Here is a 24,747-nt window from a genome sequence, read left to right as displayed (position 1 = left end):
CTCTTGTTACAAAAACGGTTCACTCAAAGCTGCTAGAGCCAGACCCACGCACCAAACCAGGATCACCAATACTCCTGGGAAGGGCCCGTCACGTCCCTGCGGCGCTCTCATATTGAAGGCTTGATTCTCTTGTAATCAATAGTTCCCGGGGTTGATTTCTGATGCCGCACCATACGAAACAGAGCCCTCGTAGAAATACGAGGGCTTTGTTGTATCCGGGGTTTGAAAAAGCGCTTTCAGTGCCCCGCGCTCTGACCACCGTCCACGTGCAGGATTTCGCCAGTCACGAACTTGGCGCCGTCCAGATACACGACCGCTTGCGCAATATCATCGATCTCGCCCATGTGACCGACCGGGTGCAGATTGCCCAGTGCTGCGTGGGTTTCTTCGCCGTGCATCGGGGTCTTGATGATGCCCGGGCTGACCGCGTTCACCCGGATCCCGCGCTTGGCGTATTCGATGGCCAGGGATTTGGTTGCTGCGTTGAGGCCGCCCTTGGTCAGCGATGCCAATACCGATGGCACGCCGTCGATGGCGTGGTCCACCAGGCTGGTGGTGATATTGACGACGTGGCCGCTGCCTTGCTTTTCCATCTCGGCGATGGCGAGTTGGGTGATATAGAAGAAGCCATTGAGGTTCACCGACAACACATTGGCGTAGTCTTCTGCGGTGTACGCGGTGAACGGCTTGGCGATGAAGATCCCGGCGTTGTTGACCAGGGTGTCGATGCGACCGAAACGGGACATCGCTTCACGGATGACACGCTGGGCGGTTTCCGGCTCGCCGATGTCACCGGCCACGGTGTGAATGTCCGGATCGGTGGATGGTTTGATCGAGCGCGAAGTAGCGACGATCCGGTAACCGAGTTCGCGAAAGGCTTTGACCATACCGTCGCCGAGCCCCTGGGATGCGCCGGTGATGACGATGACTTTTTTCGAAATGCTCATGATGAAGACCTCTGACAATAAAGAATGGGGTAGAAAATCTGTAATCAGGCTTCGGCCGGGGCGTTCGCCACTTGTCGTAACATCTGTTCGTAGTACTCGACCGATTGCGAACCGGACACCAGATGGCGACCGTTCAGCACCATGGCCGGGACCGAGTTGATGCCGTGCTGGCGGTAATAAATTTCAAGCTCACGCACTTCGCTGGCGAATGCGTCGGACGCCAGCACCTCGCTCGCACCTGCCGCATCCAGCCCCGCTTCAGTCGCCAGGCGCACCAGCGTCGAGTGATCGCTCGGGTTCTGGCCTTCGCTGAAGTAGGCCCGTAGCAGCACCTTCTTCAGCTCGACCTGCCGGCCTTCCTGCAACGCCCACAGCAACAAGCGGTGCGCATCGAAGGTGTTGTAGAAGTGCGTGCGCTTCTCCAGATCGAACTTGAAGCCGATGGCCTCGCCGCGAGCGATCTGCATGGCCTTGCCGGCGGCGACGTCGTCGGCCGTTCTCCCGTACTTGCGCATCAAGTGCTCGACCGCTTGCTCACCTTCGGCCGGCATGTCCGGGTTCAACTCAAATGGCTTGTAGGTCAGCTCGACCGAGACTTCCCCGGCCACGTTCTCGATCGCCTGCTCCAGCGCCGTCGCCCCCAGTGCGCACCAGGGGCACACCACATCGGAAATGAAATCGATGGTGACGGAGGACGTCATGACTGCCCTTGCGTCTCGGCCAGTTGCTTGCGGTACTGGGTGGTGGTGATGCCGGCGTAACCCCAGTTATCGGTGTCGACTTCCTCGATCACGATGTGGGTCAGGTCAGGGCGTTTATTGAGCACGCGCTCCAGTGTTTCAGTGATCTCGGCAATAACCTGAGCTTTCTGCTCTGTGGTAACGCCATCGCGGGTGATGCGTACGGTTACGAAAGGCATGAGGACAACTCCAGTGACCTTCCCGTCGGGATGATGGGAGAGGCGTTGGAGATGAATGTATGGGGTTGGCGGGAGGGGATAAAGGTGGGGGCGGGAACTTCATTCGTTACGTGGTGTAATGAATTAAAGAGAAGGCATGCAAAGTACTGGCGCCCATCGAGAAACCTGCCGACTTTCTCAAAAGTCGGCGATGTGTTGAGAATGGAGTTTGCCTTCTTAGCTAAATCGCTTGAAGGTCACGCAATGCCTCAGGATGCTGACTCGCCACACGCAACAGCGTCTGCGCTGCTCCCGTCGGTTGCCGCCGCCCCTGCTCCCAATCCTGCAACGTTCGCAAACTGACTCCAATCAGCTTGGCGAATGCACTTTGAGATACACCGACTTTGGCCCGTGCTTCAGCTGCCGTAGACAACGGCACCTCTGTCACGCGAGCGGCTTTGCCTGCTTTCATTTGACGCACAGAGTCCAGCAAGTCCTGCTGGAATTGCTCCAGTTCATTGACCATTGCTGATTTCCTCCTTCAGTTGCTTGAGGAAGGCCGCGGGTAAATTGTCGAACTTCGCCTTGGTGTAGGCGATTAACAACCAGATTGAGCCTTCAGAAAGCGTGTTGTAGTAAATGACACGGGTACCGCCTCGTTTGCCCATCCCGTTACGGGACCAACGGACCTTGCGAAGACCACCGCTGCCAGGAACCACATCGCCGGCCAGCGGATTAGCCGCCAGCCAGGTAATGAATTCATGACGTTCGCCATCGTCCCAGATGGATTCAGCATAACGCTTGAAAATTTCGGTTTCGATAATCGTGAACATGGACCCAACTATACGGCATTGCCGTATATGCGAGCAATCGATTTGAAGTGCTAAGACGTGTCGCAATTTTTCACTTTTTGCGACACGTCTTCCGAACATGTCGCCGCAGACGACACGTTCGGAAGACGTGTTACCAAAATCGAGTTTTGACGACATGAGCACATCAACAGCACAAAAAAGCCCCGAACCAGTCGGGGCTTCTTCTTTTTTCTCAGCCTTGCATCAGACCTCGATACCACAACCCATCATCAGAAAATATTGATCGGGTAATCCACAAACACACGCACTTCATTGCCGCTGACGTTGTACTCACTCGACTTCTGCGACACACGCAGGACGGAGCTGCGCAGTTTTACGCTGAGGTCTTTGGCCGGGCCGCTTTGGACGACGTATTTGATCTGGTTGAAGATTTCGCGCTCGGTGCCGCCTTCGCTGGTGGAGGTGGTGATGTTGTCACCGCGCACGTAGGCCACGTTGTAGCTCAGGCCCGGTACACCGAAGGTGCTGAAGTCCAGGCCGTAGCCGACCTGCCAGCTGCGTTCGTCTTCGGCGTTGAAGTCGGACCAGTAGGAGTTCGCCAGGTAGATGGTGTTGCCGCCGTCGCCGATGCGACCCTGGTCTTTCTGGTAGCCGCCGTAGGCGTAGCCCAGGTTGCTGTCGCCGGTGCTGCGCTGGTGAGCGAGGGTGAACGAGTGCGGGCCGGTGATGAAGGTGGCCGCCAGGCTCCAGATCTTGTTGTCGTCGCCGGTGATACCGTTTTCGCGGACGTAGGAATCTTCCAGCTTGGTGCGGTAGCCGTTGAAGTCCAGGGTCAGGGACTGATCCTTGTCGATCGGGAACACGTAGTTGGCGTTCACGTATTGCTTCTTCAGCACATCTTCGACGTCGGAAGCGTACAGCGCAGCCTTGAATTGCTCGGTGAACTGGTAGCTACCGCCCAATACGTTGATCGACTTCAAGCCACCGCTGTCACGGCCTTCGGCGCTTTTGCGCGACTCGGCGGTGAAGCGACCGGCGTCCAGTTGCAGGCCATTGATCTCTTTGGAGGTGATCAAGGTGCCGGTGTAGCTTTCCGGCAGCAGGCGCGAGTTGTCGTAGTTCAGCACCGGCAGGGCCGGCATCTGGTCGCCGTAGGTCAGGGTGGTGCTGGACAGGCGGAACTTGATCGCCGCGCCGCCCTTGGACAGGTCGTCGGCCGGTTGGCCGCTGTCGCCCTTCTTGAAGAAATCGATGCCTTGCGCGCCGCTACGGTCCTCGCTGCGTTCCAGGTTCAGGGCGTACAGGCCGAAAGCGTCCACCCCCACACCGACTGTGCCTTGGGTGAAGCCGGACGAGAACGTGCCGATGGCCGCCTGGCCCCACTCGGATTTATCCGGGTTGCCGTCTTTGTAGTCACGGTTCATGTAAGCATTACGCAGCAGCACTTTGAGGCTGCTGTCTTCAACAAAACCCTTGGATTCGGCCTGGTCGTTCGCCATGGCCTGTGTCGCACTCAACATCCCCAGAGCGATCAGGCTGATTCGCTTGTTCAACATCGTGTTCTTTTCCTTATTTCCGGTTGATACGCGCTGTGTCGAACGGCCGAAACGGCGCTATCGCGCTCTTTTTTCATGGCGAAAACAAAAAGGCCCGCCCACGATTTCTCGCGGCGGGCCTTTTTATAATTGTTGATCGTGGCAGTCGGCCACAGGCGTTGGGCCGAATCGTAGCTGCGCCCTCAACGATGTGTCAATTTCATGAATCTTCTAAAAACAGGCGAAAACCGTCTAAGAAATGGCTTTACGCGGCAGGAATATTCAATCATCGCAGCCATTGAGGCCACAGGCTGCTACGGAAATGGATGCCCCCTGATCAGGTAGCGACTGACCCAGCCACTGCGCAAATGCCTGGGGCTTGCCTAGCCATGGCCCGATATCGATCAGGGTGAATTGGTCATCGTGCTCAAGCGCCAGGGTCGGAAAGCCCTGCCCGCCGACCTTGGCCAGAAGAGCACGGCTGTTCCTGATATGGCCTTCGGTGTCGGCCGACCTGAAGGCTTTTTCGAAGGCTTCGCGGTCCAGCCCCATGCCCTGGGCAAGTTCAAACAGTACCGACTCGTCGGCGATGCGGCGCCCCTCAACGTAGTGAGCACTTTGCAATTTCCCCAGCAACTCCAGCCCGCGACCGGTCATTTGCTCGGCAGCCAGCACCGCAGCGATGGGTGGCTCCGAGTCGAACACGGCGCTGTGATCACGCAGCAACCCTTCGAAATAGGCTTCACCGAACGGCTGCCCGCTGTATTCGGCGATGCGCCGGTCGTGAGGCATGACGTAATTGCGCAGTTGTGGCGAAACCTTTTGCCGATTGGCCCCCGTCATCATGCCGCCACCGTGTGCAATCACGGGCAGCACAGCCTGGGCGGCTTGCACCAGCGGTTTGGCGCCGTAGCACCAACCGCACAAGGGGTCGTAGATGTAATGCAGGATCATGGGAAAGCTCCGACAGAAATTCAGGAAAATTCGATGTCGGCAGGTTAGTGCCGCAGCGGCCCCGGAAAAACGCCGGATTGGCTTTCAGTCTGTTGCTTGAATCGGTCGAATGGTTGCCTCACAAAACCCTGTGAGGTCTTGGTGATTGCATGAATCGGCGGGCAAAAAAAAGCGCTGCCATCCCGGCAGCGCTTTTCTTGTTCAATCCGTTGTTTTTCTTCTTATCCTTCCATCACATCCCACAACGCATCCAGTTCCGCTTCGCTGAATAAACCAGCAGGGTAACGCTCGATCATCGTCCGGCGCGGATCAGTTTCGCTGATCTGACGCATTCCATTGGACTTGAACCAGTGCGCCAGGATCTGGAGCGATTCGCTATTTACTGCCAGGGGATGCAACGCCTTTTCGCCCACAACATTCACTTCGGCGTTCATTTCAGCGCTCTCTCCCGGTTTGTGAGCGGCTAACTTATCCAAGGTTTATGACAGAACATCGAAGTCCTCCCCCTCCCCGAGTTACAACAGCAGAGATACAAGAGCTGTGCCAAGGTTTCTGAAGTGTGTCCTTGTAGATACAAAAAAGCCCGCAGGCCTGTAGGGCCGCGGGCTCCGTGCAACAATGGTGGCTGATCGACAGCCTGAGGAATTTTGCAATCAACTCAAGCTGTTACGGCTTCACTCACTCCTTGTGCGGCGCGGGTTGTTGCTGGGTAAGGCAGTGAATATTGCCGCCCCCCAGTAACAGTTCGCGACCAGGCACCATCACCACTTCATGTTGCGGGAACAGGTTCTGCAAGATCTCCTTTGCCGGGCCATCCTGCGGATCGTCAAAGCACGGCGCGATGATGCCGCCGTTGACGATCAGGAAGTTCACGTAGGAACCGGCCAGGCGAACAGTCGGATTACGTTCCTGCGTACCGTCGACCGGATCGACACCGGCGCACTCTTGCTCGGTCGCAAACAGCGGACCCGGGGTCGGCATCTTGTGCACCGTGAACGGGCGGCCCTTGGCGTCGGTGCTGCTTTGCAGCACTTTCATCGCTGCCTGGCAGCGCGGGTAGTTCGGGTCTTGCGGATCATCGGTCCAGGCCAGCAGCACTTCACCCGGGCGCACGTAGCAGCAGAAGTTATCCACATGGCCATCGGTTTCGTCGTTGAACAAGCCATCCGGCAGCCAGATGATTTTATCCACAGCCAGGTTCGCACTCAGGACCGCTTCGATTTCTGCGCGACTCATGTGCGGGTTGCGATTGCGGTTGAGCAGGCATTCTTCGGTGGTGATCAGGGTACCTTCGCCGTCGACGTGAATCGAACCGCCTTCCAGCACGAAGCCTTCGGTGCGGTAGCGCGGGCTGCGCTCGATCTCGAGGATCTTGCCGCCGACCTGCGAGTCACGGTTCCACGGCGAATACAGGCCGCCGTCAAAACCGCCCCACGAATTGAAATCCCAGTTCACGCCACGGACTTCACCCTTGTTATTGATGACAAAGGTCGGGCCGGTGTCGCGGACCCAGGCGTCGTCACTGGACATTTCAACCACACGAATATTCGGCACATCCAGACGGGCGCGGGCGTTTTCGTACTGGCCGGCGGAAACCGCCACGGTTACCGGTTCGAAGCGGGCGATGGCCTTGGCCACTGCCACGTGGGCGGCTTGTGCCGGTTTGCCACCCAGGCGCCAGTTGTCCGGGCGCTCGGGCCAGATCATCCAGGCCTGGGTTTGGGGTGCCCATTCGGCTGGCATGTAGAAGCCGTCGGCGCGAGGGGTGCTGTTCAACGTGGTCATGGCTCAGGACTCCGGAGTGACATTGATACCTGACAGAAATGGAAGCGCATTGGTACACGCCGTGGACTGGCCACTTTATATCCGATAAATATCGGCTTTTGAAGCACCTTACATCCTCCGTTACAAAAACAACCGATAAAAAGCCGATATCAATCGAATTAAAACCACCATCCATGTGGGAGCAGGTTTGCTCCGGGCGGCGTTCCGACGAAAGCGGCATTCCAGGCGCAATATTTGCGTCGGATATACCGGCCTCTTCGCGAGCAAGTCGAATCGTCGCACCGCCGCTCCCACATTGGCCCGCATTTACAGGGGGATGTGTTTACAGCCCCTCCGCGAGCACCTTCGACAGCATGTCCACGAAGAAATCCACGCTTTGGCGCGAGGTGACCATCGGCGGCTTGATCTTGAGGATGTTCAGGTAATCGCCGGTCGGCTGCATGAAGATCCCCAGTTCACGCAAACGATCGCACAGTGCGGTGGTTTCTTCGGTGGCCGGTTCCAGGGTTTCGCGGTTGCGGATCAGTTCGACACCCAGATAGAAACCGGAACCGTGCACCGCGCCCACTAACGGATGAATATCGATCAATGCTTCGAGGCGCTTCTTGAAATGCCCGCCCACGACCTGGGCGTTCTCCCAGAGTTTTTCTTCTTGCATCACATCCAGCACGGCCATGCCGACCTGGCAACTGACCGGGCTGCCGCCTGCGGACGAGAAGAAGTAACCTTCGGCTTCCAGCGCCTCGGCGATTTCCCGGCGGGTGATGACCGCGCCCAGTGGCTGGCCGTTGCCCATGCCCTTGGCCATGGTGATGATGTCCGGCACCACGCCCTGTTCTTCGAAGCCCCAGAAGAAATCGCCCATGCGCCCGTAGCCGACCTGCACTTCGTCGGCGATGCACACGCCGCCCCGAGCCCGGACCATGGCATAGACTTGTTTCAAATAGCCTGGGGGCAACGAGATACCGCCGGCATTGCCATACACCGGTTCGCAGATGAACCCGGCCAGTTGGCGATTCTGCTCGGCGATTTTCGCCAGGTTGTGTTCGACGCTGCGCACGTAATCCGGCGCGCTGTCGGGGCCACGGAATTCACCGCGATAGGTGTTTGGCGCGGTCACCGGGTGTACCCAGTCCGGACGGCTGCTCAAGGCCTTGGGGTTGTCGGCGATCGAGGTCGACACCGAATCCGCGCCCACCGTCCAGCCGTGATAGGCCTCCAGCACACTGAGCATGTCGCGGCCGCCGCTGTAGGCCCACGCCAGGCGAATCGCCAGGTCATTGGCCTCGCTGCCGCTGTTGACCAGGAACACCCGATCCATGCCGTCAGGGGACAGCTTCAGCAAACGTTCGGAGAACTCGGCCACGGCTGCGTAATTGAAGCGCGAGTTGGTGTTGAGCAACGACCACTGGCGGCTGGCAACGGCGGCCATGCGTGGATGGCCGTGGCCCAGCACCGCCACATTGTTGAGCATGTCGAGGTAGGAGCGGCCCTGCATGTCGATCAAATGGTTGCGCCAGCCACGCTCGATACGCGGCGGGTCGACGTAATAGTGTTTTTGCGTGCGGGCGAAGCTGGCATCGCGCCGGGCCAGCAAGGTCGGGCCGTCGAGTTCGGCTTCGGCGTCACAGGCCAGACCCAGCAACGCCGCCGGCGAAGGGCACAACGCCTGCCAGGCCGCCGCGCGCGAAGGCGTACAGAACAACGGCGCATTGATCGACGCGCCACGGCACAACTGCACGATCAATGGCCCGCTGACCGAACCCAGTACCTGGCCTTTGACCAAGGCCGCGCCGCTGTGCAGCGACGGCGTGACGCCCCAAAGCCGCACGCTCAATTGCGGGCCGTCCAGTTGCAGCACGCCCGCCGATGGATGATGCACCACCCCGGCAAACGGCGCTTCGACCGCCGTGCCCTGAGGCACACGCAACTCGACGTGCAACGGGCAAGTGTCCGGTTCAGCTGCGCTGTCCGGGCGGGTGTGGGACAGGCGGTATTGCCCATAACGACTGGCCGCCAGGCCATGTGCCGCGGCCGCTTCATCCAGCAGGCGCTGATCGACGCCCTCCTGCTCCCAATTCCCGGCCTCGAAATGCGGACTGAGCACGCCCAGGTCTATCAGCGCGAACTCTCGCCCCACCAGGTTCGGCAACAGCGGTGCGAAACCTTCGCTGCCGATGGTGGGCAGGTTCTGGCCGACGGCGGTGAGGATCGCCGCTTCCATCAGCGCCAACGGCACCGACGTGGCCACACGGAAGATTTCCCATTCATGGACCAGATTGTCGCGGCTGTAGGCATTGCCAGGATCGATGCTGATCTGCTGTTCGCCGCTGAGCACCAACACCGCCGCGCGGGCGACAATCAGCGGCCACAGCGCCAGCAGTTCTTCGTGTTGCAACGGGTTGACCGCGTGATAGGCCTGGATTGCCGGCAAAATGCAGAACGGATCGCCCTCGCCATGATGCAGCAGCGCTGCGCAGGTCACCGACAGATCGGTAATGCGCCAGGTGCGCACCAGATCGCCGAAATCGATCACGCCTTGCAGCTGCCAATGGCGCTGCGCATCGCGCTGCCACACCACGTTGTCGTCGGTGATGTCCATGTGAATGGCCTGCACCGGCAGTTTGTCCTGCAGTGGCTGCAAATGCCGCTCGGCTTGCGCGGACGCTTCGATGAGCAATTTGCGCTGGGCCTCATCCTTGATCAACGGCAGCAAATGCGCGATCAGGGCGTGAGCATGGCGGGCGTCCCATTGCAGGGTTCGCTCCAGCCCCGGATGGTCGAAATCCGCCAGGGCCAGGTCCATTTCACCACACAGGCGCCCGAAGCCGGACACCACCGTCGGGGTGAAACGACCGAGGCTCGTCAGCGGCTGGCCTTCGATGTAGTCGAGCAGGCGAACGTGGACCGCCTGGCCATCCACGTCCAGCGACAGCAGGTCTGCACCGTTTTTCGCCGTGATAACACGCGGCACATGTACATCGGGATGTTCGCCCAGATGCTTGAGCCCGGCATGTTGTGCCTGGAGTTCCAGTACCGAGTAGTCGCCACGGCAGATTTTCAGGACGAAACGTCCCCGCTCGCTGTCGACGCGGTAGTTCAGGTCTTGCTGGCTGCCAAGGGCCTGCAACCTGCCACTGAACCCGTAATGTTCTTCCAGCAGCCCTAGCGCTTGCTCCGCAGACACCTGCGGGCTGGGCAAACTGGCGCGATGAATCAACGTGGCGAGCGGCATACAACGACCCCTGAAATTTTATTAGGCGCCTATATCGCCACTGGTTCGGGCGATACGCAACCCCCCGGAACTGGTATGAGGGCATTTGTGAACACAGTTGCTCCCACAGGTTTTGTTCTGGTACTCGCCTCGATCAGCACTTTGCGCAAGAATGGCGGCCATTAAACGCACACTGCTGGAGAGCCACCATGAATGTAGTGACCACCGACCTGCCCGGTGTTCTGATCCTCGAACCCAAGGTCTTTGGTGACGAACGTGGTTTCTTCTACGAGAGCTTCAACGCCAGGGCATTCAAAGAGGCCACCGGGCTGGAGACTGAATTCGTTCAAGACAATCACTCCCGTTCGCAGAAGGGCGTGCTGCGCGGCCTGCATTACCAACTGGAAAATACCCAGGGAAAACTGGTTCGCGTCACGGTCGGTGAAGTGCTGGACGTCGCCGTAGACATCCGTCGCAGCTCGCCTCACTTTGGTAAATGGGTCGCTGTGCGCCTGTCTGCCGCCAATCATCGCCAGCTCTGGGTCCCGGAAGGTTTCGCCCACGGGTTCGTGGTCTTGAGCGAATTTGCCGAGTTTCTTTACAAAACCACCGACTACTACACGCCATCGGCCGAGCGCAGCATTCGCTGGGACGACCCGGACCTGGCCATCGACTGGCAACTGCAAGGCACGCCGCAGCTGTCGGCGAAAGATCAGGCCGGGGTATTTTTCAGGGACGCCGATGTCTTTGCCTGACAGGCCGGCTGAAACTCGCCAATCAAGATGCAACTGACCCAAGGCGGGCAAGCCTAGGCATAATGCGCCTGTACCCACAGGCGCATGCTGCTCATGAAACCAACTCTTCCTCCCAGACCCCGTTGGCGCAGCCTGGCCCTGCTGGCACTGTGCCTGGCGCCGTTGCTGTGGCCGCTGGAGCATCTCGCCGAGCGTTACTACCGCAGCGAGTTGGCCAGCCAGAATCGTCAGACCCTCGACCTCTACGTCGCCAACCTGCTGGGTACCCTGCACCGCTATGAAGTGTTGCCGCAAATCCTCGGCGACCTGCCGGCCTTGCGTGCCGTGCTCGGCGCGCCGGACGATGGCGTCACCCAAGGCAATGCCAACCGCTTGCTGAAAAACATCGCCACCCAGACCGGTGCCGAAGTCATGTACCTGATGGACGCCACCGGCAAGACCCTGGCCGCCTCCAACTGGGACAAACACGACAGTTTTGTCGGGCGTAATTTTTCCTTCCGGCCGTATTTCAGCGAAGCCATGGCCGGGCGCCTCGGGCGCTTTTTCGGCCTGGGCACGACATCCGCCAAGCGCGGTTACTTCTTTGCCGCCGGCGTACGTGATGGCGAAAAAATCGTTGGTGTACTGGTAGTCAAGGTCGACCTCGACCACACCGAAAGCCTCTGGGGCGAAACCCCGGAACAACTGCTGCTGACCGACCACAACGGCGTGGTCATTCTCACCTCGCGACCGGAGTGGCGATTCCGCTCGACCCGCCCGTTGAGCGAAGACGAAAGCAAAGCCATCACGGCGATCCAGCCCTATCCAACCCGCGACCCAAAACCGCTGAAGCTCAATACCAATGCCTGGTTGACCCAGACCCGGCAGATCGCTGAAACCGGCTGGGACGTCAGCATCCTCGCCCCGCGCACCTTGATCGACCGCCCGGTGCGCACAGTGGTGGCTATCGGTGGCGCAACGTTGCTGGTGTTGATGCTGTTGCTTGGCCTGATGATGCAGCGCCGTCGCCACTACCTCGAACGCATCGCTTTCGAAGCCAAGGCCCGCCGCGAGCTGGAAGGCCGGGTCGCCGAGCGCACCAGCGATCTCGAGGGCCTGAACCGACGCCTGAAACAGGAAGTGCTGGAACGCGAGCAGGCCCAGCAAGAGCTGGTCCGCGCCCAGGATGATCTGGTGCAAGCCGGCAAATTGTCGGCGCTGGGCACCATGTCGGCGAGCATCAGCCACGAACTCAATCAGCCGCTGGCAGCAATTCGCAGCTACGCGGAAAACGCCGAAGTATTGCTCGATCACCAGCGCACCGACGACGCCCGAGGCAACCTCAAGCTGATCAGCGAATTGACTGGTCGCATGGCCTCGATCATCGCCCACCTGCGCGCCTTTGCCCGACGCGACCGCCACGCCCCGGAAAGCGTCGCCCTGCAACCGGCGCTGGACGATGCCCTGGCCTTGCTGGCCAAGCGTCGACGCAGCATGGAAGTCGAACTGATCCGCGACTTGCCCGCCGCCACCCTGTGGGTCGAGGCCGGGGAAACCCGCCTACGCCAGGTGCTCGGCAACCTGCTGGCCAATGCCCTGGACGCCCTGACGGAAAAAGGCCCGCCACGTAAACTCTGGCTCAGTGCCCAATCCACGGCCGATGGCGTCAACCTGTACATTCGCGACAACGGCCCAGGCTTTTGCATGGAAGCCCTTGGGCGCGCCAGCGAGCCGTTCTACACCACCAAGACCCGCACCCAGGGCCTCGGCCTGGGACTGGCGATTTGCGAAACCCTGATGCGCGCCTTCGGCGGTGAACTGTCGTTCGCCAACCACAAGGAGGGCGGCGCCCTGATTACCCTGAAGCTGCGCGCAGGCGCACCGGGCGTGAGCCTGCAACCGTCCGAGGACCGAAGTGCATGACCATCGACAACCGCATTCAGGTCGTGTTGATCGACGACGATCCCCACTTGCGCCAGGCCTTGAGCCAGACGCTGGATCTGGCGGGCCTGAAAATCCTGCCGCTGGCCGAAGCCAAGGGCCTGGCCGCGCAACTTGAACGCGACTGGCCAGGGGTGGTGGTCAGCGACATCCGCATGCCCGGCATGGACGGTCTCGAACTGTTGACCGAACTGCACGCCCAGGACCCGGAGCTACCGGTGCTGCTGATCACCGGCCACGGCGATGTGCCGCTGGCGGTTCAGGCCATGCGCGCCGGAGCCTATGACTTTCTGGAAAAACCCTTCGCCAGTGACGCCCTGCTCGACAGCGTACGCCGCGCATTGGCCCTGCGCCGACTGGTGCTGGACAACCGCAGCCTGCGGTTGGCCTTGAGCGACCGCAACGAGCTGAGCACGCGCCTGGTCGGCCACTCACCTTCGATGCTGCGCCTGCGCGAGCAGATCGGCGCCTTGGCGGCGACCAGGGCCGACGTGCTGATCCTCGGCGAAACCGGCGCTGGCAAAGAAGTCGTGGCCCGGGCGCTGCACGATTTATCAAGCCGTCGCAACGGTCCGTTCGTGGCGATCAACGCCGGTGCCCTGGCCGAATCGGTGGTCGAAAGCGAACTGTTCGGCCACGAGCCCGGCGCCTTCACCGGCGCGCAGAAACGTCGCATCGGCAAGTTCGAATTCGCCAATGGCGGCACGCTGTTCCTTGATGAAATCGAAAGCATGAGCCTGGATGTGCAGGTCAAGTTGCTGCGCTTGCTGCAAGAGCGGGTGGTCGAACGCCTGGGCGGCAATCAACTGATCCCGCTGGACATCCGCATCATTGCCGCCACCAAGGAAGACCTGCGCCAGGCGGCGGATCAGGGGCGTTTCCGTGCCGACCTGTATTACCGCCTGAACGTCGCGCCGCTACGGATTCCACCGCTGCGTGAACGGGGCGAAGATGCGCTGATGCTGTTCCAGCATTTTGCCGATGAAGCCAGTGCCCGCCACGGCTTGCCACCCCATGAACTGCAACCGGGGCAACGTGCGTTGCTGCTGCGCCACACCTGGCCCGGCAACGTGCGCGAGCTGCAAAATGCCGCCGAACGTTTTGCCCTCGGGCTGGAACTGGCCCTCGACAACAGCACGCCGGATGGCGGCGCTGGCAACAGGGTCGAAGTCGTCAGCGGCGGTTTGAGCGAGCAAGTGGAGAACTTCGAAAAAACCCTCATCGCCGCCGAACTGGCACGCTCGCACAGCTCCGTGCGCAGCGTTGCCGAAGCCCTCGGCATTCCGCGCAAGACCTTGCATGACAAACTGCGCAAGCACGGTCTGAGTTTCGCCGACAGTGGTGCCTCGGCCCACCCTGACGATCTCGACTGAGCTACCGTCCAATCATCCACTTCACGCCAGAGGCCCCTGAATGAGCCGCGACAGTCGACAACTGGAATCCGTTCTCCATCATGACATTCCCCTCACCCGGGACATGGGCCTCAAAGTGCTCGACTGGCATGACCAGCAACTGCGCCTGCACTTGCCGCTGGAAGCCAACGTCAACCACAAGAGCACCATGTTCGGCGGCAGCCTGTATTGCGGCGCGGTCCTGGCCGGTTGGGGCTGGCTGCATTTGCGCCTCAAGGAGGAAGGCATTACCGACGGGCACATCGTGATTCAGGAAGGGCAGATCAGCTATCCGCTGCCGGTGACGGGGGATGCCCACGCCATTTGCCAGGCGCCGGACCCGGTGATCTGGAAGAAATTCCTGACCACCTTCCAGCGATACAGCCGAGCGCGGTTGACGCTGCATACGCGGGTCGTCAATGAAGGTCGCGATGAGGATGCGGTGAGGTTTGTCGGGCAGTACGTGTTGCACCGCTGAACTTCAGATCGGTAAGAAACCCTGTGGCGAGGGAGCTTGCTCCCGTCAGGCTACACAGTAGCCGCAATAAAGCATTGGGGCCGCTTCGCGCCCCGACGGGAGCAAGCTCCCTCGCCACAAAAAGGTGTGAATCTCAGGACCGCGCCAATTCCAGCAGCTTCTCCCGCCAGGCTGCCTTCGCCGGCAATGCCAGGAAGAACGCATTCAACAGCGACTCCCGCGCCGGATAGCTGAACGGCTCACCGCTCAACTCCAGTACTTCACCGCCCGCGCCTTCCAGCACACCTTGCGCTGCCGCCGTGTCCCACTGGGAAGTCGGTGCCAGGCGCGGATAGCAATCCGCGGCGCCTTCGGCCAGCAGGCAAAACTTCAGCGAACTGCCGATATTGGCCAGTTGCAGCTCGCCAAGGCTGGCGCTCAACCCGGCCAGCAAGCGCTCCTGCTCCGGGCTCGAATGGCGACGGCTGGCCACCACGGTGAAGGACTCACCGGGCGCTAATGCATCACGCACCTTGATCGCCACGGGCGTACCACCTTTATCGCCGCGCCAGGCTCCGAGACCAGCGCCACCGACGTAAAAACGCCCGTTGGTCGGCATCGACACCACGCCGAACACCACCCGACCGTTTTCGATCAGCGCGATGTTGACGGTGAACTCTTCGCTGCCGCTGATGAATTCCTTGGTGCCATCCAGCGGATCGACCAGCCACCAGCGCTGCCAGCCGGCCCGCACGCTTTGGGGAATGTTGGCGTCCTCTTCGGAGAGCACCGGGATGCTCGGATCGAGCGCCGTCAACCCGGCCAGAATCAGGTGATGAGCAGCCAGGTCGGCAGCGGTCACCGGCGAATCATCAGCCTTTGCCGTGACGGCCGTGCCTGTGCGCCAGAACGGCAGGATCGCATTACCGGCCTGCAAAGCCAGTTCAATCACCGATGCCATCATCGGGTGTGGGAAATTCATGGCTGGAACGCTCCGCGCTGAGTCAACAGGTCTCGGGCCAGGTACAGCGCCGCCAAGGCACGGCCCTCGGTAAATTGCGGGTTTTGCGCCAGTGCCGAGAGTTCACGCAGATTGACCTTGTCCACCCGCATCGGCTCGGGCTCGTCGCCTTCCAGACGCTCTTCGTAGAGGTCGGTGGCCAGCACCACTTGGATCTTCTGGCTCATGTAACCGGGGGACAGCGACAACTCGGTCAGGTGCTCCAGTTGCCGCGCGCCAAATCCGGCCTCTTCCTTGAGTTCGCGCTCGGCCGCCGCCAGCACGTCTTCACCCGGCTCGATCAAGCCCTTGGGCAATGACATTTCATATGCATCCGTGCCGCCGCAATACTCCTCGACCAGCACCGCATGCTCGGCATCGAGCATCGCCACGATCATCACCGCGCCGTACCCGGCGCCCTTGCCGACCAGGCGTTCATACGTACGCTCCACGCCGTTGGAAAAGCGCAGCTTCATCTCTTCCACGCAGAACAATCGACTGGTGGCGACAATTTCGCGGGCGAGTATGGTGGGTTTCTGGCGCATGCAAAGCTCCTTGGCGTGAACGCGCTACTATAACGCGGCTTTCCCGATTGTTTACGCCAGAAATCTTTCTACTGCCCGAGACGTTGCCATGCCTTCATTACCCTGGTCCGACATCGATACCGTTCTGCTGGACATGGACGGCACGCTGCTGGACCTGCATTTCGACAATCACTTCTGGATGGAGCACCTGCCCCAGCGTTACGCCGAACTGCACAGGGTCAGCCGGGCCATGGCCGAGATGGAATTGCAGCCGTTGTTCGAGCGCAATGCCGGCCAGTTGCAGTGGTACTGCCTGGACTTCTGGAGCACCGAACTGAAGCTGTCGGTGCGCGACCTGAAACTGGAAACCGCGCACCTGATCGCCCTGCGTCCGGATGCCGACACCTTTTTGGCGGCGATCAAACGGGCGGGCAAGCGCGTGGTGCTGATCACCAATGCCCATCGGGATGCGCTGTCGTTGAAGCTGGAAAAAATCGAACTGGCGCCCTACTTCGAACGCTTGATCAGTTCCCATGACTACGGCTTCCCCAAGGAAAACCCGCAATTCTGGGATGCGCTGCAAGCCGATATCGATTTCGATCCGGCGCGCAGCCTGTTCATCGACGACACCTTGCCGATCCTGCGCAGCGCGCGGGACTTCGGCGTGGCGCATTTGCTGGCCGTGCGCGAGCCGGACAGCCGCAAGGGGCCGAAGGATACGGCGGAGTTTGCGGCGGTCGGGGATTATCGGGATTTGATTGCGGGACTTTGATTGACCGTAGGAGCTGCCGCAGGCTGCGATCTTTTCATCTTAATTGCGTCAAGGTCAAAAGATCGCAGCCTGCGGCAGCTCCTACGGGCCTCGTGTTACTCAGGAATCCGCAACGACTGCCCCGGATAGATCTTGTCCGGGTGCGACAGCATCGGCTTGTTGGCCTCGAAGATTTTGTTGTACTTGTTGGCGTCGCCGTACACGCGCTTGGAAATCGCGCTGAGGGTGTCACCCTTCACCACGGTGACAAATACCGCCGCTTTCACGACCGGGCCGGTCACGGTGATCTGATCATCCACACTGCCAACCCCGGCGATATTACCCACCGCCAGCAGAATCTTTTCCTTCTCTTCCTGGCTCGCCACTTCACCGGTCACCGTGACCTTGTCGCCGTCGACCGTCGCCTGCACATTCGGGTTGCCCAGGCCGACCTTGCTGATGTGCTCCTTCAACTGCTCACTGGCGTTGGCGTTACCTGGCGTCAGCAAATCCAGCAATTTTTCGCCTGCTTCCTTCACAAAGCTCAAAAGACTCATGGTGCACTCTCCTTGGGTTTCGGGTTCCAGACGTCAAAGCCTAGACCACGGTCGTCACCTGCGAATCCAACCCGACCAATGACCCCGCTTGCGATAGAATCCGCACCTTCCCACCCCTTGGAGCGCAGATGGACATCAAGCAGCTGAAATTCCTCATCGCGCTCGACGAAACCCGCCATTTCGGCCAGGCCGCCGCGCGTTGCCACATCACTCAGCCGACCCTGTCCATGCGCCTGCGCAGCCTCGAAGAAGAACTCGACCTGCCGTTGGTCAATCGCGGCCAGCGCTTCGAAGGCTTCACCGCGCCAGGCGAGCGGGTGCTGGCCTGGGCGCGCACGGTGTTGGCGGCCTACGACGGCTTGTACGCCGAGGCAGCCGCCTGTCGCGGCAATCTGGTCGGCACCTTGCGCCTGGGCGTAGTGCCGTTGTCGAGCTTCGATCCGCTGCCACTGATGCAACGCTTGCACGCCGAGCACCCAAACCTGCGCTTCGAACTCTCGGCCCTGAGTTCCGAGCAGATCCTCGAGCAACTGGCGAACAATCGCCTGGACCTCGGCGTTTCCTACCTGGAACGCCTCGATACCGAACACTTCGACTCACTGGCCTTCAGCGAAACCCGCATGGGCCTGCTCTATGATCAACGCTTCTTCAGCTTTGGCGAGGCACCGCTGAGCTGGGAATCCTTGATCGAACTGCCGCTGGGCATGCTCACCAGCGGCATGCACTTTCGTCAGTCCATCGACCACAACTTCCACAGCCGTGGCCTGACCCCGCAACCGTTGCTGCAGACCGATGCCGTGCATCAACTGTTACAAGCCGTGCACGGCGGCTTGTGTTGCGCCGTAATGCCATTGAACGGCGGCCTCGAAGGCCTGACCGAACACTTGCGCCTGCAACCGATCGAGAACGCCCAGACCCTCGGCCGCCTGGGGCTGATCATGCGTCGCAGCGCGCCACGCTCGGCGCTGGCAGAAGCCTGTTTTGCCCTCTATCAACAATCGCTGATCGGCGCTTGATCGACGGCATCTATCGGTAGATCAGTATTAGCGATTAGACGTGACAACTTGCCGCGCCTAGTCTTAAAGCTGATCAAACCGTCGGTGATGCCATGAACACCAAGCGCCCTGCATGCGCGGCGCCTGCCCTCGAAGCGCCCGCGCCCTCCGCAAGCCAGACGTACTGCTATAGCAATCTCGAATACTCCGAATCGGCCAGCACCGCACTGGCCGAGGAAGTCGCGCTGGCGATTGCCTTCAACGGCATCAGCCAGGCGGTCATGCTGGTGACGCCCACGGACCTGGAAGATTTCATCGTCGGCTTCAGCCTGGGCAGCGGCATCATCCAGGACGCCACGGACATCTATGACCTGCAACTCAGCGGCTCGGGATCGGCGCAATACGCGCAAGTGACCATCTCCAACCGCGCGTTCTGGAACCTCAAGCAGCAGCGTCGGCAACTGGCCGGCACCAGCGGTTGCGGGTTGTGCGGCGTGGAAGCAGTCGAGCAGGCGTTGCCTGACCTTCGGGTATTGCCCGGCGCCCCATTGCCGCCTGTCGAATGGCTTGATGGCCTGCGCGAGCGCATCGGTGCCTTCCAGCCCTTGGGCCAACATTGCGGTGCGGTGCATGCCGCAGTGTTCATGAATGACAAGGGCGAGTTGCTGCTGGGCCGCGAAGACATCGGCCGGCACAACGCCCTCGACAAACTGATCGGCGGATTGATCCGGCAAAAAATCCCGACCGCTGGCGGCCTGGCGATTGTCACCAGCCGCTGCAGCCTCGAATTGATCCAGAAAGTCTTGCGCGCTGGCATCCAGACCCTGGTCAGTCTGTCGTCGCCCACGGGCCTTGCCGTGCAATGGGCCCGTCGCCACAACCTCAATCTCATCCATCTGCCTCAGAAGAATGCACCGCGGGTCTACAGCCCAACGTTGGAGAATCAAGCGTGAGTCAACACCGTCAGGCCGACCAGAAACCCGTCCCTCGCTTCAAGCCCTACAAAGGCCCGGCCGGTGGCTGGGGGGCACTGATCAGCGTGGCCCAGGCCTGGTTGACCAGCGACAACGCGCTGAAGAACCTGCGCATCATGCTCAAGACCAACCAGAACGGTGGCTTCGACTGCCCGGGTTGCGCCTGGGGCGATTCTCCGGAAAAGGGCATGGTGATGTTCTGCGAGAACGGCGCCAAGGCGGTGAACTGGGAAGCGACCAAACGCCGTGTCGATGCCAAGTTCTTCGCCAAGCACAGCGTCACGTCGCTGCTGGAGCAAAGCGACTATTGGCTCGAGTATCAGGGCCGCCTGACCGAGCCGATGAGCTATGACGCCGAGACCGATCGCTACAAGCCGATCAGCTGGGACGACGCATTCGCCCTGATCGCCAAACACCTGAACGGCCTGTCGAGCCCGGATCAGGCCGAGTTCTACACCTCGGGCCGGGCAAGTAACGAAGCGGCGTACCTCTATCAGCTGTTCGTGCGCGCCTACGGTACCAACAACTTCCCTGACTGCTCGAACATGTGCCACGAGGCCAGCGGTGTCGCGTTGTCACAAAGCGTCGGGGTCGGCAAAGGCACCGTGACCTTCGACGACTTCGAACACGCCGATGCGATTTTCGTCTGGGGCCAGAACCCCGGCACCAACCACCCACGGATGCTCGAACCGCTGCGCGAAGCGGTGAAGCGCGGCGCCCAAGTGGTGTGCATCAACCCGCTCAAGGAGCGTGGCCTGGAGCGTTTTCAGCACCCCCAGCACGCGATCGAAATGCTCACCAATGGCGACAAGCCGACCAACACCGCATTCTTCCGCCCGGCCCTGGGTGGCGACATGGCGATCATGCGCGGCATGGCGAAATTCCTCCTGCTGTGGGAGCGTGACGCGCAGAAAACCGGTGAGCCGGCGGTGTTCGACCACGACTTCCTCAACGGGCACAGCGTCAACGTGCTGGAATACCTGGCCGTCATCGACGACACCCCCTGGGAGCAGATCGTCGAGCAGTCCGGCCTGAGCCTGGTGGAAATCGAGCAAGCGGCGCGCATGTACGCCAAGGGCAAGAACGTCATCATGTGCTGGGCCATGGGCATCACCCAACACCGCCATTCGGTGGCGACCATCCAGGAAATCGCCAACCTGATGCTGCTGCGCGGCAACATCGGCCGGCCGGGTGCCGGCCTGTGCCCGGTGCGTGGCCACAGCAACGTGCAGGGCGACCGGACCATGGGCATCAACGAACGCCCTCCTGCCGCGTTCCTCGATGTCCTGGAGCGGCGCTTCCAGTTCAAGGTGCCACGCGACAACGGCCACAACGTGGTCGAGGCGATTCATGCGATGGCTGAAGGGCGGGCGAAAGTCTTCATCGGTCTGGGCGGCAACTTCGCCCAGGCCACGCCAGACAGCCCGCGCACGTTCCAGGCCCTGCGAAACTGCGACCTGACCGTGCAGATCAGCACCAAGCTCAACCGCAGCCATTTGACCCACGGCAAGGACGCGCTGATCCTGCCGTGCCTGGGCCGCACCGACATCGATATCCAGACCCAAGGCCCGCAAGCGATCACCGTCGAAGACTCGTTCAGCATGGTCCACGCCTCCAATGGCCAACTGCAGCCGCTGTCGAACCAGATGCGCTCGGAACCGGCGATCCTGGCCGGCATCGCTGCCGCGACCCTGGGCAGCCACCCGGTGGACTGGAACTGGCTGGTGGCCGACTACAGCCGCATCCGCGATCTGATCGCCGAGACCATTCCCGGCTTCAAGGACTTCAACGAGAAAATCAAGAACCCGGGCGGCTTCTACCTGGGCAACAGTGCCGGCGCACGCAAGTGGAGCACCGCTTCGGGCCGGGCCAATTTCCGCTCGAACGCGCTGCCCAAAGACCTGGTGCACGAACGCACCCGCGCCACCGGAGTACTGCCGGACCTGATCATGCAATCGATGCGTTCCCATGATCAGTACAACACCACCATTTATGGCCTCAACGACCGTTATCGCGGCGTGAAAGGTCAGCGCGATGTGTTGTTCGTCAACGAAGCCGACATCATTCGCCTGGGCTTCAAGCCGGGGCAAAAGGCCGACATCGTTTCGCTCTGGGACGATGGCGTGGAACGTCGGGTAAAAGGCTTCACCCTGCTGGCGTTTGATATCCCGGCCGGGCAAGCGGCGGCCTACTATCCGGAGGTGAACCCGTTGGTGCCGCTGGAAAGCACCGGCGATGGCAGTGATACGCCGACATCGAAATTCGTGGCGGTCCGGTTGGAAGCGGCGAGTGAGACCGGGTTGATCATGGCCAGGTCTGCTTAATGTGTTGTCTGAACTGGCCCCATCGCGAGCAAGCTCGCTCCCACAGTCTTTTTCTGTTGTTCACATAATCTGCGTTCGACTGAAATCCCTGTGGGAGCGAGCTTGCTCGCGATGGGGCCAGACCAATCACCAAAAACTCCGGACCCTGCACTTTCCTTTCGCCCACAAAAAAGGCCGCTTTCTTATGAAAACGGCCTTTGCGAATAAGTAAAAGACCTGCAAAAAAACGTTAAGTTCCGCCCAAAAAACAGTAACTTGCAATATTGTATACAAGTCGTGTTATTCGTCGGATTTCGATTGTCACGCCCATTCCAGAGCCTCAGGATCGCGCCGTCATCCCCTTGAGGTTCCTCCATGAAGTTCTCCTCGATTCTCTTGTTGTCCCTTGGCCTGGTCAGCGGTATCGCGTCTGCTGGCGGCACCACCGAAGCCGGTGTAGGCGGCGCATTGGGCGGGGTTTTAGGCTCGGTCGTCGGTCAGTCGTTAGGCGGCAGCACAGGTTCCACCATCGGCGCGGCCCTGGGTGGCGCGGGTGGTAGCGCCGTCGGCGCAAACAAGCACAGCCGTGGCGAAGCAGCCCTTGGCGGTGCGTTGGGTGCAGCGGGCGGTAACGTGGTCGGCCGCAGCGTGGGCGGCACCACTGGCAGCCTGATCGGCGCCGCAGCGGGCGGCGGCGCTGGTGGCGCGCTGGGTAACTACATGGGCAAAGATTACGATGATGAAGACGGCGGTCATCGTTCGTATCGCGGCCATGACGATCGTCGTTACTACCGTGACGGCCATCCGGGCCGTGGCCATGCTTATGGCCATCGCAAGCACCACCACAAGTACTACCGCGACTAAGGCCTCGAGCGCCTCGCTGGTGAGTACAACAAAAATCGCAGCCCAAGGGCTGCGATTTTTTTGCCTTACTGAACCACCAGACGTTCCAGGGCCCCGCGCAACCCGGCAGGAATCGCCACGGGTTGATTCGATGCACGATCGACAAACACATGCACAAAGCGCCCCGCCGCGCAGGCCTCGTCTTCTCCTTGCTTGAACACGGCCAGTTCGTACTGCACCGAACTGTTGCCCAGCTTGCCCACCCGCAGACCGATCTCGATGCGGTCCGGGAAGGCAATGGAAGCAAAGTAATCACAGGAAGAACTCACCACGAACCCCACCACCTCACCGTCATGGATATCCAGGCCGCCGACTTCGATCAGGTAAGTGTTCACTGCCGTATCGAAGAAGCTGTAGTAGGTCACGTTGTTGACGTGACCGTAGGCGTCGTTGTCGTGCCAGCGGGTGGTGATGGGCTGGAAGTGCGGATAGTCGGTGCGTTGGGGCATTGGTGTTGATTCCTGAGTGGGTTCGCCAGTCTAAGGCGAAAACCGCGTTATCGTTCTTCGCGAGCAAGCCCGCTCCCACAATGGATCATCGCCGGACACAAATTTTGCAGGCAATGAAGTAACAGTGTGGGAGCGGGCTTGCTCGCGAAGGCGCCCTCACAGGCGCCACAACAATCACTTGTCAGCGAAGCCTTTGCCGGCTGCCGCCAACTCGCCAATCACCCGCGCCGGTTGCCAGTGATCGCCCTGACGCGTCTCAAGGTCCATCAAGCGCCGGTGAATGTCCGCCAGCCCTTGCTGATCGGCCCAGGCCATCGGCCCGCCCTTGTCCGCCGGGAAACCGTAACCGTTGAGGTACACCAGATCGATATCGCGGGCCGACCCGGCGATGCCTTCCTGGAGGATCTTCGCGCCTTCGTTGACCAGTGCCAGCAAACAGCGCTCGAGAATTTCTTCCGGGCCGATCTCGCGGCGCTGGAACCCCAGCTCCTCACTGACTTGAAGCACCAGTGCATCCACCTGCGGATCGTGTTCGGCCTGACGACTGCCGGGTTCATAGTGGTAAAAACCGTTGCCACTCTTCTGGCCAAAACGTCCCTGCTCACACAAACGATTATCCACCTGGACCTCCGGCGCATCCTGCCCGATGCCGGATAGCTGGCGCGAGCGCCATTGCAGGTCGACGCCCACCACATCGAACATGCGGAACGGCCCCATGGCGAAACCGAAGCCCTGCAGCGCTGCGTCAACCTGGTAGGGATAAGCGCCTTCCAGCAGCATTTTTCGCGCTTCGAGCACATAGGTATTGAGCATGCGGTTGCCGATGAAACCGTCGCAATTGCCCGACACCACACTGACCTTGCCCATGCGTTGGCCGAGCGCCAGCGCCGCGTCGAGTACCGCCGGTGCAGTCTGCGCGCCACGGACGACTTCCAGCAGTTTCATGATGTGCGCCGGGCTGAAGAAGTGCAGGCCCAGTACTTGTTGCGGCCGACGTGTGGCCGCAGCGATGGCATCGATGTCCAGCGCCGAAGTATTGCTCGCCAGAATCGCCTCAGGCTTGAGCAGGCCATCGAGCTCGCGGAAGATTTTCTGCTTGAGCTCAAGGTTTTCGTACACCGCTTCGATGACCAGGTCGACATCGCGGATGGCCACATAACCATCCGCCGCCGTAACCCGCGCCACACGGGCATCGGCTTCGCCTTGGTCAATGCGGCCCTGGCGCACGTTGTGGGCGTAGGTGTCGGCCACGGTGGCCAGCGCTTGCTCCAGCATTTGCGGATTGTTGTCGACCCACTGCACGGCCACCCCGGCGTTGGCCAGGCACATGACAATGCCACGGCCCATGGTGCCCGCGCCGATGACGGCGGCGCGCTGAATATTCGACGGTGTCTGGCTCATGTTTTGTTCTCTTGTTGGCGATCCGAAGACAGCCACCACCATAGTCAGCCACCAGGTTTTTTTGAAATTTATTCCTGTGATGAGCAACATTCAGCGGATGGATGTAGCCCTTTGAGCACACCGAAAACCCCTGTGGGAGCGGGCTTGCTCGCGAAGGCGATCCATCTAGTGGCAGTGATGGTGACTGACCCACCGCTTTCGTCGGATCGCCGCCCGGAGCAA

General features: G+C 60.6%; 24 protein-coding genes. 9 read left to right on the top strand and 15 right to left on the bottom strand.

Annotated features, from left to right (window positions below; all coding sequences use genetic code 11):
• Positions 1-236: 236 nt before the first annotated feature.
• The 10 genes from ASD95_RS07050 to ASD95_RS07005 form a co-directional block, all read right to left on the bottom strand.
• A complete protein-coding gene (locus tag ASD95_RS07050) occupies positions 237-947 on the bottom strand; it encodes an SDR family NAD(P)-dependent oxidoreductase (RefSeq protein ID WP_056726886.1) in 711 nt (236 codons plus the stop codon).
• Between the two features lie 44 nt (positions 948-991).
• Positions 992-1,648 (bottom strand): DsbA family oxidoreductase, encoded by a 657-nt coding sequence (locus tag ASD95_RS07045; protein WP_056726887.1) that lies wholly within the window; start codon positions 1,646-1,648, stop codon positions 992-994.
• Positions 1,645-1,866, bottom strand: coding sequence for a tautomerase family protein (locus ASD95_RS07040; RefSeq protein ID WP_056726888.1), 222 nt, complete (start codon positions 1,864-1,866; stop codon positions 1,645-1,647). The genes ASD95_RS07045 and ASD95_RS07040 overlap by 4 nt, the downstream gene beginning before the upstream one ends.
• A gap of 220 nt (positions 1,867-2,086) precedes the next feature.
• A complete protein-coding gene (locus ASD95_RS07035) occupies positions 2,087-2,371 on the bottom strand; it encodes a helix-turn-helix domain-containing protein (RefSeq protein WP_056726889.1) in 285 nt (94 codons plus the stop codon).
• The gene (locus tag ASD95_RS07030; RefSeq protein WP_056726890.1) at positions 2,361-2,678 is read right to left on the bottom strand and encodes a hypothetical protein; all 318 of its coding nucleotides are present in this window, start codon (positions 2,676-2,678) and stop codon (positions 2,361-2,363) included. Before ASD95_RS07030 ends, ASD95_RS07035 begins: the two co-directional genes overlap by 11 nt.
• A 248-nt stretch (positions 2,679-2,926) precedes the next feature.
• A complete protein-coding gene (locus tag ASD95_RS07025) occupies positions 2,927-4,213 on the bottom strand; it encodes an OprD family porin (protein WP_056726891.1) in 1,287 nt (428 codons plus the stop codon).
• Between the two features lie 261 nt (positions 4,214-4,474).
• Entirely contained in the window at positions 4,475-5,146 is a 672-nt protein-coding gene (locus tag ASD95_RS07020; protein WP_056726892.1) for a DsbA family protein, read from the bottom strand.
• A gap of 221 nt (positions 5,147-5,367) precedes the next feature.
• On the bottom strand, positions 5,368-5,580 hold the full coding sequence (locus ASD95_RS07015; RefSeq protein WP_008003171.1) for a hypothetical protein: 213 nt from the start codon (positions 5,578-5,580) through the stop codon (positions 5,368-5,370).
• A 244-nt stretch (positions 5,581-5,824) separates the two neighbouring features.
• Entirely contained in the window at positions 5,825-6,931 is a 1,107-nt protein-coding gene (aguA, locus tag ASD95_RS07010) for an agmatine deiminase (RefSeq protein ID WP_056726893.1), read from the bottom strand.
• Between the two features lie 322 nt (positions 6,932-7,253).
• Complete coding sequence (locus ASD95_RS07005) at positions 7,254-10,166, bottom strand: aminotransferase (protein ID WP_056726894.1); 2,913 nt, start codon at positions 10,164-10,166, stop codon at positions 7,254-7,256.
• Positions 10,167-10,354: 188 nt separating this feature from the next.
• Here ASD95_RS07005 and rfbC point away from each other — a divergent pair, with 188 nt between their 5' ends.
• The 4 genes from rfbC to ASD95_RS06985 all read left to right on the top strand — a co-directional run bounded on the left by rfbC (position 10,355) and on the right by ASD95_RS06985 (position 14,689).
• Entirely contained in the window at positions 10,355-10,900 is a 546-nt protein-coding gene (gene rfbC, locus ASD95_RS07000; RefSeq protein ID WP_056726895.1) for a dTDP-4-dehydrorhamnose 3,5-epimerase, read from the top strand.
• Between the two features lie 93 nt (positions 10,901-10,993).
• Positions 10,994-12,802, top strand: a complete 1,809-nt coding sequence (locus ASD95_RS06995; protein ID WP_056727033.1) for a sensor histidine kinase — start codon at positions 10,994-10,996, stop codon at positions 12,800-12,802.
• The gene (locus ASD95_RS06990) at positions 12,799-14,193 is read left to right on the top strand and encodes a sigma-54-dependent transcriptional regulator (RefSeq protein ID WP_056726896.1); all 1,395 of its coding nucleotides are present in this window, start codon (positions 12,799-12,801) and stop codon (positions 14,191-14,193) included. The genes ASD95_RS06995 and ASD95_RS06990 overlap by 4 nt, the downstream gene beginning before the upstream one ends.
• Positions 14,194-14,233: 40 nt before the next feature.
• A complete protein-coding gene (locus tag ASD95_RS06985) occupies positions 14,234-14,689 on the top strand; it encodes a thioesterase domain-containing protein (RefSeq protein WP_056726897.1) in 456 nt (151 codons plus the stop codon).
• A 133-nt stretch (positions 14,690-14,822) separates the two neighbouring features.
• Here ASD95_RS06985 and cysQ read toward each other — a convergent pair whose 3' ends face one another.
• Together cysQ and nudE are read right to left on the bottom strand one after the other, a co-directional pair.
• Positions 14,823-15,650 carry a 3'(2'),5'-bisphosphate nucleotidase CysQ gene (gene cysQ, locus ASD95_RS06980; protein ID WP_056726898.1) on the bottom strand — a complete coding sequence of 276 codons (828 nt, stop codon included), beginning with the start codon at positions 15,648-15,650 and terminating at the stop codon, positions 14,823-14,825.
• The gene (nudE, locus tag ASD95_RS06975; protein ID WP_056726899.1) at positions 15,647-16,213 is read right to left on the bottom strand and encodes an ADP compounds hydrolase NudE; all 567 of its coding nucleotides are present in this window, start codon (positions 16,211-16,213) and stop codon (positions 15,647-15,649) included. Before nudE ends, cysQ begins: the two co-directional genes overlap by 4 nt.
• Positions 16,214-16,301: 88 nt before the next feature.
• On the opposite strand from nudE, the gene yrfG reads away from it, so the two are divergent.
• The gene (gene yrfG, locus ASD95_RS06970; protein WP_056726900.1) at positions 16,302-16,964 is read left to right on the top strand and encodes a GMP/IMP nucleotidase; all 663 of its coding nucleotides are present in this window, start codon (positions 16,302-16,304) and stop codon (positions 16,962-16,964) included.
• Between the two features lie 95 nt (positions 16,965-17,059).
• Here the strand turns inward: yrfG and lysM are convergent, their stop codons facing one another.
• Positions 17,060-17,500, bottom strand: coding sequence for a peptidoglycan-binding protein LysM (gene lysM, locus ASD95_RS06965; protein WP_007972838.1), 441 nt, complete (start codon positions 17,498-17,500; stop codon positions 17,060-17,062).
• A gap of 128 nt (positions 17,501-17,628) precedes the next feature.
• Between lysM and ASD95_RS06960 the strand changes: the two genes are divergently transcribed.
• The 4 genes from ASD95_RS06960 to ASD95_RS06945 all read left to right on the top strand — a co-directional run bounded on the left by ASD95_RS06960 (position 17,629) and on the right by ASD95_RS06945 (position 22,636).
• Positions 17,629-18,516, top strand: coding sequence for a LysR family transcriptional regulator (locus tag ASD95_RS06960; protein WP_056726901.1), 888 nt, complete (start codon positions 17,629-17,631; stop codon positions 18,514-18,516).
• Positions 18,517-18,608: 92 nt separating this feature from the next.
• On the top strand, positions 18,609-19,448 hold the full coding sequence (gene fdhD / locus ASD95_RS06955) for a formate dehydrogenase accessory sulfurtransferase FdhD (RefSeq protein WP_056726902.1): 840 nt from the start codon (positions 18,609-18,611) through the stop codon (positions 19,446-19,448).
• Positions 19,445-21,793, top strand: coding sequence for an FdhF/YdeP family oxidoreductase (locus ASD95_RS06950; protein ID WP_056726903.1), 2,349 nt, complete (start codon positions 19,445-19,447; stop codon positions 21,791-21,793). Before fdhD ends, ASD95_RS06950 begins: the two co-directional genes overlap by 4 nt.
• 354 nt (positions 21,794-22,147) lie before the next feature.
• Positions 22,148-22,636, top strand: coding sequence for a glycine zipper domain-containing protein (locus ASD95_RS06945; protein ID WP_056726904.1), 489 nt, complete (start codon positions 22,148-22,150; stop codon positions 22,634-22,636).
• Between the two features lie 65 nt (positions 22,637-22,701).
• On the opposite strand, the gene ASD95_RS06940 is transcribed toward ASD95_RS06945, so the two are convergent.
• Positions 22,702-23,124: an acyl-CoA thioesterase gene (locus tag ASD95_RS06940; RefSeq protein ID WP_007972849.1), complete on the bottom strand. Its 423-nt coding sequence runs from the start codon at positions 23,122-23,124 to the stop codon at positions 22,702-22,704.
• A gap of 174 nt (positions 23,125-23,298) precedes the next feature.
• Positions 23,299-24,525, bottom strand: a complete 1,227-nt coding sequence (locus tag ASD95_RS06935; protein WP_056726905.1) for a 3-hydroxyacyl-CoA dehydrogenase — start codon at positions 24,523-24,525, stop codon at positions 23,299-23,301.
• Positions 24,526-24,747 lie beyond the last annotated feature (222 nt).

This window comes from Pseudomonas sp. Root71 (genome assembly GCF_001429045.1).
GTDB lineage: Bacteria > Pseudomonadota > Gammaproteobacteria > Pseudomonadales > Pseudomonadaceae > Aquipseudomonas > Aquipseudomonas monachiensis.
This window is presented reverse-complemented; position numbering and strand designations above follow the sequence as displayed.